Source organism: Paenibacillus oryzae (assembly GCF_001675045.1).
Taxonomy (GTDB): Bacteria; Bacillota; Bacilli; order Paenibacillales; family Paenibacillaceae; genus Pristimantibacillus; species Pristimantibacillus oryzae.
Genome location: NZ_LYPA01000075.1, coordinates 32,962 through 48,373 on the forward strand (window position 1 = coordinate 32,962; position 15,412 = coordinate 48,373).

At 52.1% G+C, this 15,412-nt stretch carries 19 protein-coding genes; all 19 read right to left on the reverse strand.

The genetic code is table 11. The annotated features are described in order from the left end of the window. Positions 1–13: 13 nt before the first annotated feature. A complete protein-coding gene (dxs, locus tag A7K91_RS21835; protein WP_068686607.1) occupies positions 14–1,912 on the reverse strand; it encodes a 1-deoxy-D-xylulose-5-phosphate synthase in 1,899 nt (632 codons plus the stop codon). A 120-nt stretch (positions 1,913–2,032) separates the two neighbouring features. Further along, complete coding sequence (locus A7K91_RS21840) at positions 2,033–2,947, reverse strand: polyprenyl synthetase family protein (RefSeq protein WP_068686608.1); 915 nt, start codon at positions 2,945–2,947, stop codon at positions 2,033–2,035. 2 nt (positions 2,948–2,949) lie between these two features. After that, a complete protein-coding gene (gene xseB / locus A7K91_RS21845) occupies positions 2,950–3,237 on the reverse strand; it encodes an exodeoxyribonuclease VII small subunit (RefSeq protein ID WP_068686609.1) in 288 nt (95 codons plus the stop codon). Then, positions 3,201–4,553: an exodeoxyribonuclease VII large subunit gene (gene xseA, locus A7K91_RS21850; protein ID WP_068686610.1), complete on the reverse strand. Its 1,353-nt coding sequence runs from the start codon at positions 4,551–4,553 to the stop codon at positions 3,201–3,203. The genes xseB and xseA overlap by 37 nt, the downstream gene beginning before the upstream one ends. An 8-nt stretch (positions 4,554–4,561) precedes the next feature. Further along, positions 4,562–5,422 carry a bifunctional methylenetetrahydrofolate dehydrogenase/methenyltetrahydrofolate cyclohydrolase FolD gene (folD, locus tag A7K91_RS21855; protein WP_068686611.1) on the reverse strand — a complete coding sequence of 287 codons (861 nt, stop codon included), beginning with the start codon at positions 5,420–5,422 and terminating at the stop codon, positions 4,562–4,564. 112 nt (positions 5,423–5,534) lie between these two features. After that, positions 5,535–5,978, reverse strand: coding sequence for a transcription antitermination factor NusB (gene nusB, locus A7K91_RS21860; RefSeq protein ID WP_068686612.1), 444 nt, complete (start codon positions 5,976–5,978; stop codon positions 5,535–5,537). Between the two features lie 343 nt (positions 5,979–6,321). Beyond that, on the reverse strand, positions 6,322–6,552 hold the full coding sequence (locus A7K91_RS21865; RefSeq protein WP_068686613.1) for a DUF2273 domain-containing protein: 231 nt from the start codon (positions 6,550–6,552) through the stop codon (positions 6,322–6,324). Positions 6,553–6,566: 14 nt separating this feature from the next. Continuing rightward, a complete protein-coding gene (gene amaP / locus A7K91_RS21870) occupies positions 6,567–7,124 on the reverse strand; it encodes an alkaline shock response membrane anchor protein AmaP (RefSeq protein WP_068686614.1) in 558 nt (185 codons plus the stop codon). A 99-nt stretch (positions 7,125–7,223) separates the two neighbouring features. Then, positions 7,224–7,631, reverse strand: a complete 408-nt coding sequence (locus A7K91_RS21875) for an Asp23/Gls24 family envelope stress response protein (RefSeq protein WP_068686615.1) — start codon at positions 7,629–7,631, stop codon at positions 7,224–7,226. 138 nt (positions 7,632–7,769) lie between these two features. Continuing rightward, positions 7,770–9,137 carry an acetyl-CoA carboxylase biotin carboxylase subunit gene (gene accC, locus A7K91_RS21880; RefSeq protein WP_068686616.1) on the reverse strand — a complete coding sequence of 456 codons (1,368 nt, stop codon included), beginning with the start codon at positions 9,135–9,137 and terminating at the stop codon, positions 7,770–7,772. 51 nt (positions 9,138–9,188) lie between these two features. Then, entirely contained in the window at positions 9,189–9,692 is a 504-nt protein-coding gene (gene accB / locus A7K91_RS21885) for an acetyl-CoA carboxylase biotin carboxyl carrier protein (RefSeq protein ID WP_068686617.1), read from the reverse strand. Positions 9,693–9,937: 245 nt separating this feature from the next. Then, a complete protein-coding gene (locus tag A7K91_RS21890) occupies positions 9,938–10,543 on the reverse strand; it encodes a SpoIIIAH-like family protein (protein WP_068686618.1) in 606 nt (201 codons plus the stop codon). 30 nt (positions 10,544–10,573) lie between these two features. Continuing rightward, positions 10,574–11,203 (reverse strand): stage III sporulation protein AG, encoded by a 630-nt coding sequence (spoIIIAG, locus tag A7K91_RS21895; protein ID WP_068686734.1) that lies wholly within the window; start codon positions 11,201–11,203, stop codon positions 10,574–10,576. A 32-nt stretch (positions 11,204–11,235) separates the two neighbouring features. Further along, on the reverse strand, positions 11,236–11,946 hold the full coding sequence (gene spoIIIAF / locus A7K91_RS21900; RefSeq protein ID WP_068686619.1) for a stage III sporulation protein AF: 711 nt from the start codon (positions 11,944–11,946) through the stop codon (positions 11,236–11,238). Positions 11,947–11,987: 41 nt separating this feature from the next. After that, the gene (gene spoIIIAE, locus A7K91_RS21905) at positions 11,988–13,217 is read right to left on the reverse strand and encodes a stage III sporulation protein AE (RefSeq protein ID WP_425415669.1); all 1,230 of its coding nucleotides are present in this window, start codon (positions 13,215–13,217) and stop codon (positions 11,988–11,990) included. A 2-nt stretch (positions 13,218–13,219) separates the two neighbouring features. Beyond that, complete coding sequence (gene spoIIIAD, locus A7K91_RS21910) at positions 13,220–13,615, reverse strand: stage III sporulation protein AD (protein ID WP_068686736.1); 396 nt, start codon at positions 13,613–13,615, stop codon at positions 13,220–13,222. A gap of 9 nt (positions 13,616–13,624) precedes the next feature. Then, entirely contained in the window at positions 13,625–13,828 is a 204-nt protein-coding gene (spoIIIAC, locus tag A7K91_RS21915) for a stage III sporulation protein AC (RefSeq protein WP_068686620.1), read from the reverse strand. Positions 13,829–13,843: 15 nt separating this feature from the next. Then, entirely contained in the window at positions 13,844–14,362 is a 519-nt protein-coding gene (gene spoIIIAB / locus A7K91_RS21920) for a stage III sporulation protein SpoIIIAB (RefSeq protein WP_068686621.1), read from the reverse strand. Further along, positions 14,359–15,393 carry a stage III sporulation protein AA gene (gene spoIIIAA, locus A7K91_RS21925; RefSeq protein ID WP_082967670.1) on the reverse strand — a complete coding sequence of 345 codons (1,035 nt, stop codon included), beginning with the start codon at positions 15,391–15,393 and terminating at the stop codon, positions 14,359–14,361. The genes spoIIIAB and spoIIIAA overlap by 4 nt, the downstream gene beginning before the upstream one ends. Positions 15,394–15,412 lie beyond the last annotated feature (19 nt).

Consider the following 15,412-nt stretch of genomic DNA (forward strand, 5'->3'; position numbering starts at 1 on the left):
TTGCTCTCCGTTTCTATACTTGCCCGGTTACCCTCTTGATCACTCGCGGCAGCATGCCTCTAATTTCAGATGCTACCCTTTCGCCGGTCAAGCCAACCTCTGTGCGTTGTTGCTGTATGGAGCCGTGCTCCACAAAAAAGTCAGGTATGCCGATGATGCGGACAGCCGTGTTGTAAATGCCCTTGAGGGAATAAAACTCAAGCACCGCGCTGCCAAGCCCGCCTAGCTGCGAGCCCTCCTCCAGCACGATGATCCTTTTGCCGCTTTCCGCCAGGGAAACCAGCATAGCTTCATCCAATGGCTTAATAAATCTTGCATTGACAATGCCGACGTTAACGCCTTCACGCTTCAGCGCTTCAGCAGCGTCCTCCGCAACGCTAATCATGGGGCCTACCGCCAAAATAACATAGGCATCGCCTTCGCGCAGCGTCTCCCAGCTTCCGATCGGTATCGGCTGAGGATCTTTCTCCAATTCAACGCCAACCCCATGAATTCTGGGATAACGGACGGCTATTGGCCCATCATTGTATTGCAGCGACGTCACCATCATTCTGCGCAATTCATTTTCATCCTTTGGCATCATCAGCACCAGGTTTGGAATATGCCGTAAATAAGCAATATCGTATACGCCCTGATGCGTTTCGCCATCCGGTCCTACAAAGCCGGCACGATCAATGGCAAAAACAACGTTTAGGTTCTGGCGGCAAATATCATGCACGACCTGATCGTAAGCGCGCTGCAGGAATGTGGAATAAACGGCATAAACGGGCTTCAGTCCCTCAAGCGCAAGCGCAGCAGACATCGTTGCTGCATGCTGCTCCGCTATTCCGACGTCCAGCATCCGATGCGGAAAACGTGCGGCAAATTCCAGAAGCCCCGATCCGCCCGGCATAGCCGGAGTTACAGCGACGATTCGCTCGTCTTTTTCAGCCAGCTCAATCAATATATCGCCAAAAACCTTCGTATACATCGGAGGGCCGACAGCCTTGACCATTTGTCCCGACTCAATTTTGTAAGGAGAAGCGCCATGCCAGGCATGGGAATCTCTTTCCGCCGGCGTGTAGCCCTTTCCTTTTACCGTTATTACGTGAACGAGGACGGGTCCAGGCATGGAATCCGCCTGCTTCATAATATCGATCAAACCTTCGATATCATGGCCGTCCACAGGCCCCAGATAGGTCAAGCCAAATTGCTCAAACAGGATACCGCTCACCAGCAAATACTTCAAGCTGTCCTTGAAGCGCTCCGCCGTCTTGGCAAGCTTGCCCCCGATCGCCGGGATTTTGTTCAGCAGATGCTGAAGATCATCCTTGGCCTTCTGGTAGTGACGGTCCGTTCTGATTTTGCCCAAATAGTGATGAAGAGCCCCGACATTAGGAGCAATTGACATTTCGTTGTCGTTGAGAACAACAATCATGTTGCGCTTTTCGTGTCCAATGTGATTAAGCGCCTCCAGCGCCATTCCGCCGGTAAGGGCCCCGTCTCCGATAACAGCCACTACGCGATTGGTATCCCCTTTGAAGTCGCGCGCAAGCGCCATCCCCATTGCAGCCGACAGCGAAGTACTGCTGTGGCCTGCCTCCCACACGTCATGCGGGCTTTCGGAACGTTTAACAAAGCCGCATAATCCTTTGTACATGCGCAATGTATCGAATTGATCCTTGCGGCCGGTCAATATTTTGTGGACATAGGATTGGTGTCCCACGTCAAAAATAAATTTATCGTGCGGGCTATGAAATAAATAATGCATCACCAATGTCAGCTCAACAACGCCTAAATTAGGCGCCAAATGACCGCCTGTCACCGACAGCTTCTGAATCAGAAAAGAACGTATCTCCTCCGCCAGCTGCTCTAGCTGGTCTATGGTTAGCTCCTTCAGATCCTCGGGTTTGTTAATTCCATCCAGCAGCACGTTGCTTCCTCGCTTTCAGGGACAGTTTTTCTTTCATGATGGCTGTCCTATAAACGTTTACATTTCCACTAGTATACCACATTGGCAACCAATGCCCAATTAGCTTTACGCAGCAAAAGCTTAATGGTCGCGTTTTATAAGATAATCAGCCAATTGAAGCAGTCTTTCCGGGCGGGTAAAACCAGCTTCCTGAATGCAGCCTTTGGCCTCTTCCGTGAGCTTGGAAGCAAGGCGTTTGCTCTCCTCCAGTCCAATCAGGAACGGATAAGTAACCTTTTGTCCCTCGATATCGCTGTTGACCGGCTTGCCAAGCTTGGCTTCATCGCCGACAAGATCAAGTATGTCGTCCTGAATCTGGAAAGCAAGCCCAAGAGTCCGGCCGTATCGGCCAAGAAGCTCCAGCTGCCGTTCCGTAGCTCCCCCGACTCTGCCTCCGGCCATTGCGGAAAAAGCAATCAGATCGCCGGTTTTATGCAGATGAATATATTCAAGCTGCGACAAACCCGTAATCCCTTGCTCCCCTTGCATATCCGCCACCTGGCCGCCCACCATGCCGGGAGCGCCCGCAAGCATCGACAGATCCTCAACGATAGCAAGCATCGTGGAGGGTTCAAGACCAGCCTCTCGGCCGCCTCGCGAAATAAGGTAAAACGCGTGAGTAAGCAAAGCGTCCCCCGCCAGAATCGCCATCGCTTCGCCAAAAACTTTATGGTTGGTTAACCGGCCGCGACGGTAATCATCATTATCCATGGCAGGCAAATCATCATGAATTAAAGAATACGTATGTATGTGCTCGACAGCGCATGCAATTGGCAGCGCTTGCCTTCTCGCCTCCAGGCTCCCTGCCACTGCTTCCGCGGCGGTCAGAACGAGGGCCGGCCGGATTTTTTTGCCTCCGGCCGACAAGGAATAGGCCATGGATTCACGCAGCGTACCGGGAACCTCCCAGTGCTGCGGCAAGCTTTCAAGCAGCGCCTTGTCCGTTTCGGCGGCGCATTGCTTTAAATAGTCCGTTATGGTTGGGCTGGCGCTCAAGCTTATTCCCCTTTATCATCGTTTGCATGGGCAAACGGTTTTTTCTGCAGTCCTTGTCCGTTGTCGACAAGCATCTGTATCCGGCTTTCCACTTGCTCCAGCTTGCTGCCGCAGAGGCGGGACAACGTCATACCCTCTTGAAACAGCTCAATCGCAGTCTCCAGGGGCACATCTCCGCTCTCCAGACGTCCTACGATTTCTTCCAGCTTTTGCATGGCTTCCTCGAACGATAATTGATCCTTCTCTTGCTCGCTCACCGTTGATCTCCTTTCAGCGACAGAACCCGGCATTCCAGCTCGCCGTCCGCCAGCTTCACTTGAATTTGTTCCCCTTCGGAAATATCCTGTACGGATTTGACCAAGCGTTGTTTTTCCCCGTACACCAAACCATAGCCGCGGGACATGACTTTAAGCGGACTGAGCGCATCCAATTGGCGTACTGCTCCATTTAGTCTCATTCCGCGCTCCTTCAGCAAGCCGGACGCCGCAAGCTTTATACGTCGTTCTATATCACTCAGCTGTTTTGAGGCATGTGCCGCTTTTTCGCCGGGATGTTGAGTCAAAAATCTGGATTGCAGCTTTTCCATCAACGAAGCTTTGCGTTCTAGAGAAAGCTCCATGCTCCGGTGTAGCTGCTCCTCCAGACGGTCTACACGCTGCGCCTGCTCAAGCAAATATTTGCGTGGATGAACAAAAAACGGCGAACGCTGCGCTCGGACAAGTCTCTCCCTGTTTTCACGGAGAGTCGAAGAAAGGGCGGCTGTAAGCCGTGAAGCCAGCCTCTCCCCTTGCTGCCGCAATTCCTGAATGTGGGGAACGGCCAATTCAGCAGCAGCCGTTGGCGTTGCCGCGCGCAAATCAGCCGCAAAGTCGGCAATCGTATAATCCGTTTCATGGCCAACAGCGCTAATGACGGGTATTAAGGAAGCGACGATCGCTCTGGCAACCGCTTCTTCGTTAAAAGCCCACAGCTCCTCCAACGATCCGCCGCCCCTGCCCACGATCAAAACATCGCATTCTCCAAGGCTGTTCATATCTTCAATTGCTTTTACGATGGAAGGCGCCGCTCCCGCGCCTTGCACCAATACGGGATAGATCGTTACGGCAGCAAGCGGATATCTGCGCTGCAGCGTGGTCAATATATCTCTAACCGCTGCTCCCGTGGGCGACGTTATAACGCCAATTGCTTTTGGGTAAGACGGCAAGGAACGTTTGCGTTCTTGTGAAAAAAGGCCTTCCGCCGCCAGCTTTTCCTTTAATTGCTCGTAAGCCAGATATAAACTCCCTATACCGTCAGGCTGCATGGCCATCACATAAAATTGATAGTTCCCGTCGCGTTCAAAAACGGAAACGTTGCCTCTGGCCATAACCTTCGCCCCTTCCTTCGGGCGGAAAGGCAACCGGGAATTATGGGAAGCGAACATGACGCATTTCAAACGGCTGTCGCTGTCTTTAAGCGTAAAATACATATGACCGCTGGAATGATGTGTAAAATTGGAGATTTCGCCGCGAAGCCATACATCAGACAACAGCTCGTCCTGCTCCATTTTCATACGTATATAGCGGTTCACTTCTTTTATAGATAAAATACGGGGCTTCTCTGCCATTGCGGGCTCTACACCTCGATTCCGTGTGCCCTTTTTGCTGCTTTAACTGTATTTTTCATCAGCATGGTGATAGTCATCGGGCCCACTCCGCCGGGCACCGGAGTTATCGCTCCCGCTGTTCCCAGACAATCCTCATAATCGACATCGCCTGCCAGCTTCCCGTCCGGAAGACGGTTAATACCAACATCAATAACGACTGCGCCGGGCTTAACATAGCTTTTTCCAATGGCTTTTGCTTTACCGATAGCAACAACCAGAATATCGGCGGAGCGCGCAAGCTCTTCCATATTGGCGGTACGTGAGTGGCAAATCGTCACCGTTGCGTGCTCCCGCAGCAGAAGCATCGCTACAGGCTTGCCCACAATATTGCTGCGTCCGATAACAACGGCATGTTTGCCGCTTATGGATGTGCCGCTGCGCTTGATAAGCTCAATCACGCCGGCCGGCGTACAAGGCAGCAGGCTGTCGTCGCCGATGCTGAGATTGCCTACGCTTTGCGGGTGGAAGCCGTCAACATCCTTTTCAACGCTGATTGCGTCGATGACCGCTTTTTCGTTAATATGTCCAGGAAGCGGCAGCTGCACCAGAATACCGTTAATGCTGGCTTGACTGTTCAGCTTTCCGATCAGGGCCAGCAATTCTTCCTCCGTCGTGTCCGCAGCGAGCTTATGTACTTCCGAGTAAATGCCGAGCTGCTGGCAAGCCTTTTCCTTGGAGCCGACGTATACCTTGGAGGCGGGATCTTCTCCCACCAGCACGACAGCAAGGCCGGGAACAACGTTTTGTTCCTTCAGCGAAGCAACCTCTTGAAGCAGCTCGTTGCGAATTTCAGCAGAAATCTGTTTTCCGTCAATAATTAATGAGCTCATGAACAACATCCCCTCTTGGAAGTTAGGCTAACGATTGATGAATCTTTTATCATTTGAACTAATGGAACTCTATTTCAGCGCATTTAGACAACAAAAGGCGGGATACTCCGCCTTAAGCTTTTAATTCATCAATTTCTTGAAGCAGCTTGCCAAGCACCCCGTTTACAAACTTGCCGGATTCATCCGTGCCAAAATGTTTGGCGAGATCAATCGCCTCGTTAATAGCTGCTTTTGGCGGCACATCGTTGCGAAATACCATTTCGTAGCAAGCCAGTCTGAGCACTTGACGGTCGACGCGCGACAAACGGTCCACTTGCCAGCCCGTCAAATATTGCTGCAGCATGCCGTCAATGGCTTGTCTGGATTCCATAACGCCATGCACCAGCTCCCGGGCAAAATCCGCCGTTCCCCCTGCTTCCTTGGGATCGGCTCCAATCTCGTTTTCCTCTTGCAATTCATCCATCAGCATATCAACGGCATCAGAGGCCGAAACTTCATTCATTTCCATTTGATACAGGCTGGATATCGCTATTTCTCTCGCCAACCTACGCTTCATCTGTACACACATCCGATTCTACAAAATTATAAACCTAGATAAGTTGAACTAAAGATACTTCAGGACTTGGCCAGAGTGTGAATGGTTCTGGAGAAAAGCATATGCTTACGATGTACGTTCTTTCAGAACGTTTCAAGCGCTCGCTTGTGTTTCCGGATTCCAACATTAGATCTTATAGAAAAAAGGAAATCTGGAAACAACTGCGATCGGAAGAACCCTCCTCACGGCGGCCTCCCCCCCTGCCAACACTCATTAGTTGAACTTATCATAAAAAAACGATGATCTCCTCCCTGTTCCGAATTAGCGGCTGTCACAAATCCGGAATACGGAGGAGACCACAGTATTAACGAAATGGACGGAATCGCTCCATTATGCCATCCCATAATCGCTGCCACGGGATAACCGGTTCGTTTGAGGTTTCTTTTCTTTTGGCATACCAGTAACAAGTAAAAACGATAAGGGCAACAAATAGCATGTCCCAAAAGCCAAATGCCAAATAAACAATGCTTAGCCCTAACCCAGCGGCGACACCCGTCAGGCGCCTCCAATAGGTGTTCCAGAACTCCCTCCACATGGGACCATCCACCTCTATTCTACACGGCTCTTGAATGCGCCAGCCGAAACGACGTTAGCGACAAATACAGCAACGTTGATAACCGGTATGCCCGTTATATCCTCAACATGCTCTTTGACCGCGCGTTGAATTTCCTCCGTCAGCACCGGAATCTGATTTTCCCCGTCAATTACCGCGCGCAGCACAATTTCAAGTCCCGCGTCGGTCGCGCGCACGCGCGCACGCAATTCCTTGACGCCGCGTTGTCTGGAAGCAGCCTTCAACGCCAGGTTTTCGATGGTTTCAATGGAAATGCGGATATCGCCGAACTCTGTTCGCTGATCGATGGATTGCGCGTTGGCCGCGCCACGGCTCAGCGACACGATAAAGAAGCGGAAACTGATCAACAGCAGAATAATCCCTGCGATTCCGAACGCAAAAGCTATGGATTTGAATTCGTAAAATTGAGTCAGCCAATTGCTAAGCAGCGACTTTGTAATCCAGCCAAAACCAAGGCAGATCATAAAAACCGATACGACGCCAATAGCCAGACTGTATAGGAACAACAGCAGCTTGTCCACTACTCTCATCAATAGACCCATTCCTCCTGCAAAACCGAATGAAAACCCCCTGCGCTTAAGCGGCATGCCCTGCCCAATCACGAGGGGGTTGTACAGAATAAAGCTATTTTTTTACTTGACGCGGTTTGCGTTATCGTCTTCTTCAATCTTCTCGGCAGGCTTAAAATAGACATCATGGATATGGACGTTCACTTCAACAACATGCAAACCTGTCATCATTTCAATGGAGCGTTTGACGTTGCGTTGAATTTCGGATGCGACTTCGGGAATCTTGTTTCCATATTCAACAATAATGGATACGTCTACCGCCGCCTCGCGTTGACCTACTTCAACCTTGACACCCTTGGACAAGTTTTTGCGGCCCAGCAGCTCGGCGATGCCTCCTGCAAAACCGCCGCTCATGCCGGCTACGCCATCCACTTCAACAGTAGCCAAACCGGCAATGACTTCAATAACCTCAGGTGCAATCTGAATCGTGCCAATCTCCGTTTTCTCGTAATCCGCAGCAATTGTACTCATGCGCGTTCTACACCTCCCTAAAGTTGCGTGCGCTTGACATCAAGCCAAGCCTTGATCCGCATCTTATTTCTATACTATAACATCCTGCCGAAATTATGACAAACTATGCCTGACAAGCCGCAAAATCCAAAACGAGCCTTATCCTGCGCCTTCAGCAGAAGCATACACATCATTTTCTTCCAGGAATTTGATGTCGAAATCGCCTTCCACAAATTTGGGATGGTTCAACAGCCGCAAATGGAAAGGAATCGTCGTGCGGATGCCATCAATCGCAAATTCCGCAAGAGCCCTCTTCATACGCGCAATAGCTTCCTCGCGGGTCGGAGCCCAAACAATCAGCTTGGCGATCATGGAATCATAATGCGGCGAAATGGTGTACCCAGGGTATACAGCGCTATCGACGCGGACGCCGATCCCGCCAGGCGGCAAATAAAACGGAATATTGCCGGCCGAAGGCATAAAGCCGCGCTCAGGATCCTCCGCATTGATCCGGCATTCAATGGACCAGCCGTTAATGGAAATGTCCTCTTGCTTGATGGAAAGCGGATTGCCCTCCGCCACGCTGATCATTTCCTTGATGAGATCCACATTCGTAATCATTTCCGTTACAGGATGCTCAACCTGAATCCGGGTATTCATTTCCATAAAATAAAACTGACCGTCTTGCCCGAGCAAAAACTCAAGTGTTCCGGCGCCAGCATATTGAACAGCCAAAGCCGCTCTTACGGCAGCCTGGCCCATGCTATCCCGCAGCTCGGGGGTCAGCACCGGACAAGGCGCTTCCTCTACAAGCTTCTGACGTCTGCGCTGAACGGAGCAATCACGTTCAAACAGATGTACGGCATTGCCATGCTTGTCCGCCATGATCTGAATTTCAACATGCTTCATGCCGGTCAAATATTTTTCAAGATAAACGCCGGCATTGCCAAACGCCTTTTGCGCTTCCTGCTGAGCCGTTGTAATCTGGCTGATCAGGGAATCCTCATCCTCCGCGATGCGTATTCCCTTGCCTCCGCCGCCCGCCGTCGCTTTAATAATGACAGGGTAGCCGATAGCGCGAGCAACCTCGATCGCTTCGTCCAGGTCCTCGACAAGGCCGTCGGAGCCGGGAATAACGGGAACGTTGGCTTCTTTCATCGTCAATTTGGCGACGGCTTTGTCGCCCATCTTGCTGATCGCTTCGGGCGACGGCCCGATAAACGTGATATTGCAGGATTCGCAAATCTCCGCAAAATCAGCATTTTCGGCCAAAAAGCCATAGCCGGGATGAATGGCGTCGCATTCCGTAATGGTAGCGATGCTCATAATGTTGGTCAAATTCAAATAGCTGTCCTTCGAGGCCGTTGGACCGATGCAATACGCTTCGTCAGCGAGTCGTACATGCAAGGAATCACGGTCTGCCTCGGAATATACTGCAACCGTGCCAATGCCGAGCTCGCGGCAAGCCCGTATGATCCGCACCGCGATTTCACCGCGGTTAGCGATTAATATTTTCTGGAATTTCACGCAGGAACCCCTTTCAACAAACAGTTTTCCCAAGCCGGGACAGAAAATAAATCAGTCTGCTTTGACCAGGAAGAGCGGCTGTCCGTATTCCACCAGTTGGCCGTTGCTTACAAGAACTTCCACGATCTCGCCGTTAATTTCGGCTTCCAGCTCATTCATAAGTTTCATGGCTTCCAATATGCATACAACCGTTTTGCTGTTTACGCGATCGCCAATGCCCACAAACGGCTTGGCGTCAGGGGAAGGCGAGCTGTAGAACGTGCCTACCATTGGCGAAACGATTGGGTGCAAATCCGCTGCAGGGGTTTTGGCTGGCGCCGCAGGCTCTCCGGCCTCTGCTTGTCCCGTCTGCTGAAGAGCCGGTTGCTGTGGAACGGAAGTCAGACCCGCTGACGGATATGTATGCGTGATTGGAGCTGCTTGTACGCTTACAACTTCGGTTTTGCCCGGCTTGCGAATAAGCAGGCGAGCCCCTTCATTTTCAATTTCGACCTCTTGGAGAGATGATTGATCAACCAATTTGATCAATTCTTTGATCTCGCTCAATTTGAACATGGACGTAATCACTCCTCTTCTTCACATAACGTTTAGTATTATAACACAAACCTCCGTGAACACGAACCATTTTTATTCAAACTCCGTTCAAGGCCCGCAAGAGAAGGGATATCAGCGTTTATAGCCCGGCGCAACCCCTCTTTGGAAATGGCAAAAGCTCCGGATGCTTAAGGAGTTAACCTTTTAGCAGCCGGAGCTTTGCGTTATTTAACGCCCGGTTTGAGAAGCAGCGATTCTGTCCGGGGTTACGGCTCTTGCACGTACTGCACGGTCACCTGGCTTGGTTTGACCTCAAGCCCTTTCAGCACCTGCTCGATAATGCCGGCCGCTTCGCTTTTCTCCAGCTTTTGGCTGGTCACCACAACTTTGTAACGGTCATTTTCCTGTGAAATCAGCGCCATCTTGTATTGCTCCATCAGTGCGGACTCCAGTTCCTGAATGCGGGAGTTTTTGTCCTCCAGTTGATCCATCTCGCTCCAAGCGGCGGTTGCGGCTTCGACATCGTTGGATACATCGGCGATAATGGCCATAATCCGCTCCTCTTCCGCTTTGTTTTGCAGCTCTCGTTTAGCAAGCAGTTCGCTGAACAAACCGCCGGCTACAAAGCCTTCGCGTTCCAGCTGCTCCAGAACTTCCTGATTGCGGGCTGCCAGTTCCTCTCCGTTAGCCGCCTCTCCGTTCACAACCAAGCCGCCTTCGCCTGTTGCTTCCGTTACATTTTGAACCGGGGTTCCCGATTCCGTCAGTTTATCGGCATCGTCCAGATCCTGAGTGAACAAGTAATAAGCGGACAGCACCACCATCAAGCTCAGCATCGATACCAGCCATACCGTTTGTTTTTTTGTATTCATGTCAACACAGCCTCCCTATTTTTCAAAAAATTATTGTTTGCTCGGTACAACCGATATGCGATTGACCGGAACGCTTAGCCCCTTCTCCACTGCATTGACGATCAGCCGCCGCACGGTTACATTCTCCGAGCCCTTGGCGACAATCAGAATACCGCGAATGCGCGGGCTGATCGTTTTTACAACAATCGGCTTCTGTTCTCCTGAAACCTCATATAACACGACCTGCCCGTCCCTGCTGACGGAGGTCATATGCCTTGTTCCGCCGTTTTTGTCATTTTCATCGGTTGTGGACTGCGTTTCCTGCTTATTGCGCTCCACCACCACTTCTTCCGTCGATTCAACCGTTACCAGAACATCCACGCTCCCGACTCCCACAATTTTCTCCAAAATTTCCTTCAGCCTGATTTCAAGCGTCCGTTCGATGCCCTCAAAAGGCGTCGCCGATGCTCCGTTGCTATTCCAGGTTTCCGCAACCTGAGGCAGCTGACTGGGGTCCTGTGCCGATGGCTCCACATCCTTATAGGGCAAAAAGGAGTTTAACAGCATGAGGGCAGCCCCGATTCCGCCCAAAATAAGCAGAATACGCAACGTTTTCACCCGTTTTGGGCCGCCCGGCCCTCCGCCAAACGCCGCCTCCAGCCCTTCCAGCCATTTTGCCATTCCGCCAGTCCCCTTCCCCGGATTCCCTTGCTTCAAACGCTCTCCTCATTTATCCGGCGCACCTCGATGCTTCCCCGTCTGATGCCCCACACTTGCCGCAGCATTTGCCATACCTCAGGCAAATCCTGTTCCTTGAGCCATACGTATTTCTCGGCTTCACCGCCCCGCAGCTGCGTTTTGCCCTCCGCATCCTTGACTGGCTCAACCTTGACGGAAACGGAAACCGGTTCGACCGGCACAATGCTGCCTGCCTCATTTCGAGGTTTTGCTTTGGCTGGAGCAGCCAGCGTAATCGTCACCTTGCCGACTGCAGGGCCTTTTCCGTTTTCTCCCGGCTTCCATTCCAGATCGACATCCACCTTTTCAACATCCAGATTCGCCTCAACCGCCAACAGCTCCGATATATCGTCTTCCATTGCTTTTTGTGCCATTCTGGCCGCTTCGATGTTGCGTTGCTCCTGCAGCATTGCGGCCTTTTGCGTAATTTCCTCCAAGCTTGGCATTCCCGTTTTTTTCTGAATGGCCCGCTCGTCCCATAGCATAATGCCAGCTTCCAGCCTGCCTCCTATATCCTCTTGCAGCAGCCTGAGCACGGGAGACAGGATCGTGAGCAGAATAATGAGCCCTACCACCAGTCTGGCATACCGCTGCATTGCCTTGTTCGGCAGCAGCAGCTCCACGATAGCGGCCAGCAGAATAACGGCGACAATATCGCGCAGCCACTGGCTTAACCAACCGATCACATTCAGCTCACCTCCTTTTCAACTGCACGTCTACGCATTTTTCATCGAACCATCAATGCCGCGTTTCCCGCCGTTAAAATGATCGTTACAGCCAGAAAAAACATCAGGCTTACCGCTGCAAGCGAAGCAAAGACGTAAATCATCGTTTTGCCGATCGTTTGCAGGCATTTGGCAATGGGCGATTCACCAAGCGGCTGCATCACCGCAGCCGAGAGATGATAGATCAATGCCAGGGTCAATATTTTGATTGCGGGAAAAGCGCTTAGAAAAAGCAAAATAATGACGCCCGCAAGCCCAACGGCGTTTTTGGCCAGCATCGACGCGGAGATGACGGTATCCGCCGCATCGGAAAACATTCGCCCCACCACCGGCACAAAGTTGCCTGTAACGAATTTAGCCGTTCTGAGCGTTACCCCGTCCGTAACCGCGCCCGTCGCTCCTTGAACGGAGATGACCCCAAGAAAAATGGTGACCAAAACGCCAAGCGCGCCAACTGCTACCGATCTCAACAAGTTAGCCAGGTTTGTAACCTTGAATTTATCGCTTAGCGCGCTGGCAATATGCAGGACCGCCGAAAAAAACAGCAGCGGGAAAACAAACATATAAATAGCCGTGCCCACCGCATGAATCATAAAAATAATAAGCGGATGAAGCACCGAAACGGTTACCAGACTCCCCATCGACGCCAGCAGCGTGAGAAGTAAAGGAACCATCGCCAGCATAAAGGAGATCATCCCGGTAATGGCGTCTCTTGCATATCCGATCGCTACATTAAAGCTATTGACGGCGATGATCAGAAGCACCATATAAGTGATGGCGTAAGCGACCTTGCTGGTGGTGTTTCGCTCGAAGGCGGACTGCAGATTTTCCAGCACCATGCTGAACACCGCAAGCATGACAATCGTTACCAGCAATTCTCCGTTATACAACACCTCATGCCACATAAATCGCAGCAGCGCCGTCAAGCTGTCGCCAAGACCGATGCCCCCCCCTGGCAGCAGCATGTCGGACAAAGCCGGGACCTGTCCCTCCGGAAAATAACCCCCATATGTCTTCCGCAGTCCTTCCCAATACTGCTCCACGCCGTCAGTGCCCAGCTCCGTCAATTGCTCACCCGACAGCTCCTGCAGCAGCTCTCGTTTATCCGATTCAACGCTTTGTCCGGAAGGCGCTGCATTAACGACCGTCGCCCATTGGAGCAGGAAAGCGGTGAACAAGAGAATCAGCAGCAGTCTGGTTCTCTCCCGCTCCGTGCGGGCTTCCCTCATCATATTCAGCTCCCCGCCGGCAGCAGGCCGATTACCGTTTCAACTATAACGCTGATGATCGGTATCGCCATGACGAGAATAAACACCTTGCCGGCAAATTCGATTTTGGATGCGATGCTTTCTTGCCCCGCGTCTCTGACAATTTGTGCTCCGAACTCTGCAATATAGGCAATTCCGATTATTTTCAACACCGTCTTGAGATAGATGGAAGGTATGCCGGAGCGGTTTGCCAAATCCTCCAATACCGTTATGATCGATTCGATTTTTCCGATCACGTACAGGAAAATGAATAAGCCGGTAAATGCCGCCAGAAGAAAAGCAAACATCGGCTTTTGCTCCCGGACCACCAGGATCAGCACAGTCGCCATCAAGCCAAGTCCGACGATTTGAATCATGTCCACCGCATTCACCTACTGAAACAGAAAAATCGTCTTGATCTCCTGAAAAAGCTCGTTAAGCAGCCGCACCACCATAAACAGGACAACAACAAATCCGATTACCGTTACCCAATGCGCCATATCCTCCTTGCCCATCTGCTTCAGCACCGAATGGATCATTGCGATAATGATGCCGATTCCGGCAATTTGGAAGATGGCGCTAACGTCGATATTCATAAGCAGGGCACCCTCTTACACCATCAAAATGACGATCAGCACAGCGAGCAGCACGCCTAGGCTTTTCCACATTTTTTCATATCTCGCCTGATCGTCTCTTGCATTTTCCTCTTCTGACTTTAACTGCGACAAGGCCAGCTTGAGATGCTTGCTTTGATCCTCCTTGTCGCTAATCCCCAGCGTTGTACCCAGCCTCAGCCAAACTGCCCGCTCGCCTCCGGTCATCACCGTATTTCGCCACTCCTCGGCAACCGCATTTTCCCAGCTTTCCTGAAAAGAAAGCCCCTCCGCACTGCTAATGCCCTGTGCAGCCTTTCTTAAAATAGCGGCAATCGGCTCCGGCGAAGCAGCGGCTGTGCGGGCGAGCGCGTCCGGAAGCGGCGTGTGGCCATAGCTGATTTCGGTTTCCAGCCGCTTTAGCGCGTGGGCTGCGGATCTTAGCTGCCGGGGACGCTCTGCAAATCTAGAAGCCTGCTGAAAGCCAATGAGCGTGCCCGCAACCAGGATCAGGACGGCGCCCAGCAGCTTGATCATGGTGTACCTGCCCGCATCAGCTGTTCTCCGGCGAGGCTGCTCCAGCCGTTGCCAGAGTCCAGGCTCCCCTGCGGGCTTCCCCTCATTTGAAGCTGAATAACGCGATGCATGACGCCTTCCCGGGTGCGCCGCAATTCCACGATTTGTGAAAATGCTCCTTGCTCAAGCAGCTTTTTAAGCTCCGGCCGCCCCCTGGCATCGCTCAGGTCGAAGGCATGGGCCGTGGCAATAACGCTAACGCCCGCATGGCTGGCCTCCGTAATGGCTGCCCCGTCCTCGGGCCGCCCGATCTCGTCCGCAATAAGCACTTCAGGCGACATGGAGCGGAGAAGCATCATCATCCCTTCTGCTTTAGGACAAGCGTCCATGACGTCGCTTCGCGGGCCAACATCGAAGGTAGGCACTCCCCTGACGCAAGCAGCGATTTCGGAACGCTCGTCCACAATGCCGACCTTCCTTCCCCTTCGGCGGCCTGTATCACCGCCCTTCCAGAAGCCATAGCTCAATGATCGGGCAATATCACGGACCAGCGTTGTTTTTCCTTGCTGCGGCGGGGCCAGCAGAAGACTCGAAAACACTCTGTCGCGATTGCGGTCCATCAGCTTTGGCATAAGGAAGGAGGCAGCGCCGATTCTTTCCCGGGCAATCCGAATGTTGAAACCTCCGATATCCCGAATGCCCCGAACCGCGCCGCCTTCCAGAATGGTTCGTCCCGCAAGTCCGATGCGATGTCCGCCGGCTACCGTAATATAGCCCCGCCGAAGCTCTTCTTCCATAGCGTAAAGCGAATAGTTTGTTATTTTTTCCAGAAGCTTGCGGCAATGCTCGGCAGAAGGCCTGTAAGCGCCGTCCGGCTCCTGGACCAGACAACCGTCCGCAGCGACGAAACGGGATTCGCCGCCGCACGATATTTCAAGCGGACGATCCTCCCTGATACGTATTTCCTCCAGACTCTCCAGCGGCTCCTGCGGCATTCTCTCAAGCAAACTGCGAATGTCCAGCGGCAGCAGCTGAAATACGTTTGTCAGCATATGTTCATCACTCCCGGCG

Excerpts from the sequence above, each read along its gene's own strand:
- xseB (WP_068686609.1), bottom strand. The coding sequence starts at position 3,237 with ATGCCGGGTTCTGTCGCTGAAAGGAGATCAACGGTGAGCGAGCAAGAG.
- xseA (WP_068686610.1), bottom strand. The coding sequence starts at position 4,553 with ATGGCAGAGAAGCCCCGTATTTTATCTATAAAAGAAGTGAACCGCTAT.
- folD (WP_068686611.1), bottom strand. The coding sequence starts at position 5,422 with ATGAGCTCATTAATTATTGACGGAAAACAGATTTCTGCTGAAATTCGC.
- nusB (WP_068686612.1), bottom strand. The coding sequence starts at position 5,978 with ATGAAGCGTAGGTTGGCGAGAGAAATAGCGATATCCAGCCTGTATCAA.
- A7K91_RS21865 (WP_068686613.1), bottom strand. The coding sequence starts at position 6,552 with ATGTGGAGGGAGTTCTGGAACACCTATTGGAGGCGCCTGACGGGTGTC.
- A7K91_RS21875 (WP_068686615.1), bottom strand. The coding sequence starts at position 7,631 with ATGAGTACAATTGCTGCGGATTACGAGAAAACGGAGATTGGCACGATT.
- accB (WP_068686617.1), bottom strand. The coding sequence starts at position 9,692 with ATGTTCAAATTGAGCGAGATCAAAGAATTGATCAAATTGGTTGATCAA.
- A7K91_RS21890 (WP_068686618.1), bottom strand. The coding sequence starts at position 10,543 with ATGAATACAAAAAAACAAACGGTATGGCTGGTATCGATGCTGAGCTTG.
- spoIIIAG (WP_068686734.1), bottom strand. The coding sequence starts at position 11,203 with ATGGCAAAATGGCTGGAAGGGCTGGAGGCGGCGTTTGGCGGAGGGCCG.
- spoIIIAE (WP_425415669.1), bottom strand. The coding sequence starts at position 13,217 with ATGATGAGGGAAGCCCGCACGGAGCGGGAGAGAACCAGACTGCTGCTG.
- spoIIIAC (WP_068686620.1), bottom strand. The coding sequence starts at position 13,828 with ATGAATATCGACGTTAGCGCCATCTTCCAAATTGCCGGAATCGGCATC.
- spoIIIAB (WP_068686621.1), bottom strand. The coding sequence starts at position 14,362 with ATGATCAAGCTGCTGGGCGCCGTCCTGATCCTGGTTGCGGGCACGCTC.
- spoIIIAA (WP_082967670.1), bottom strand. The coding sequence starts at position 15,393 with ATGCTGACAAACGTATTTCAGCTGCTGCCGCTGGACATTCGCAGTTTG.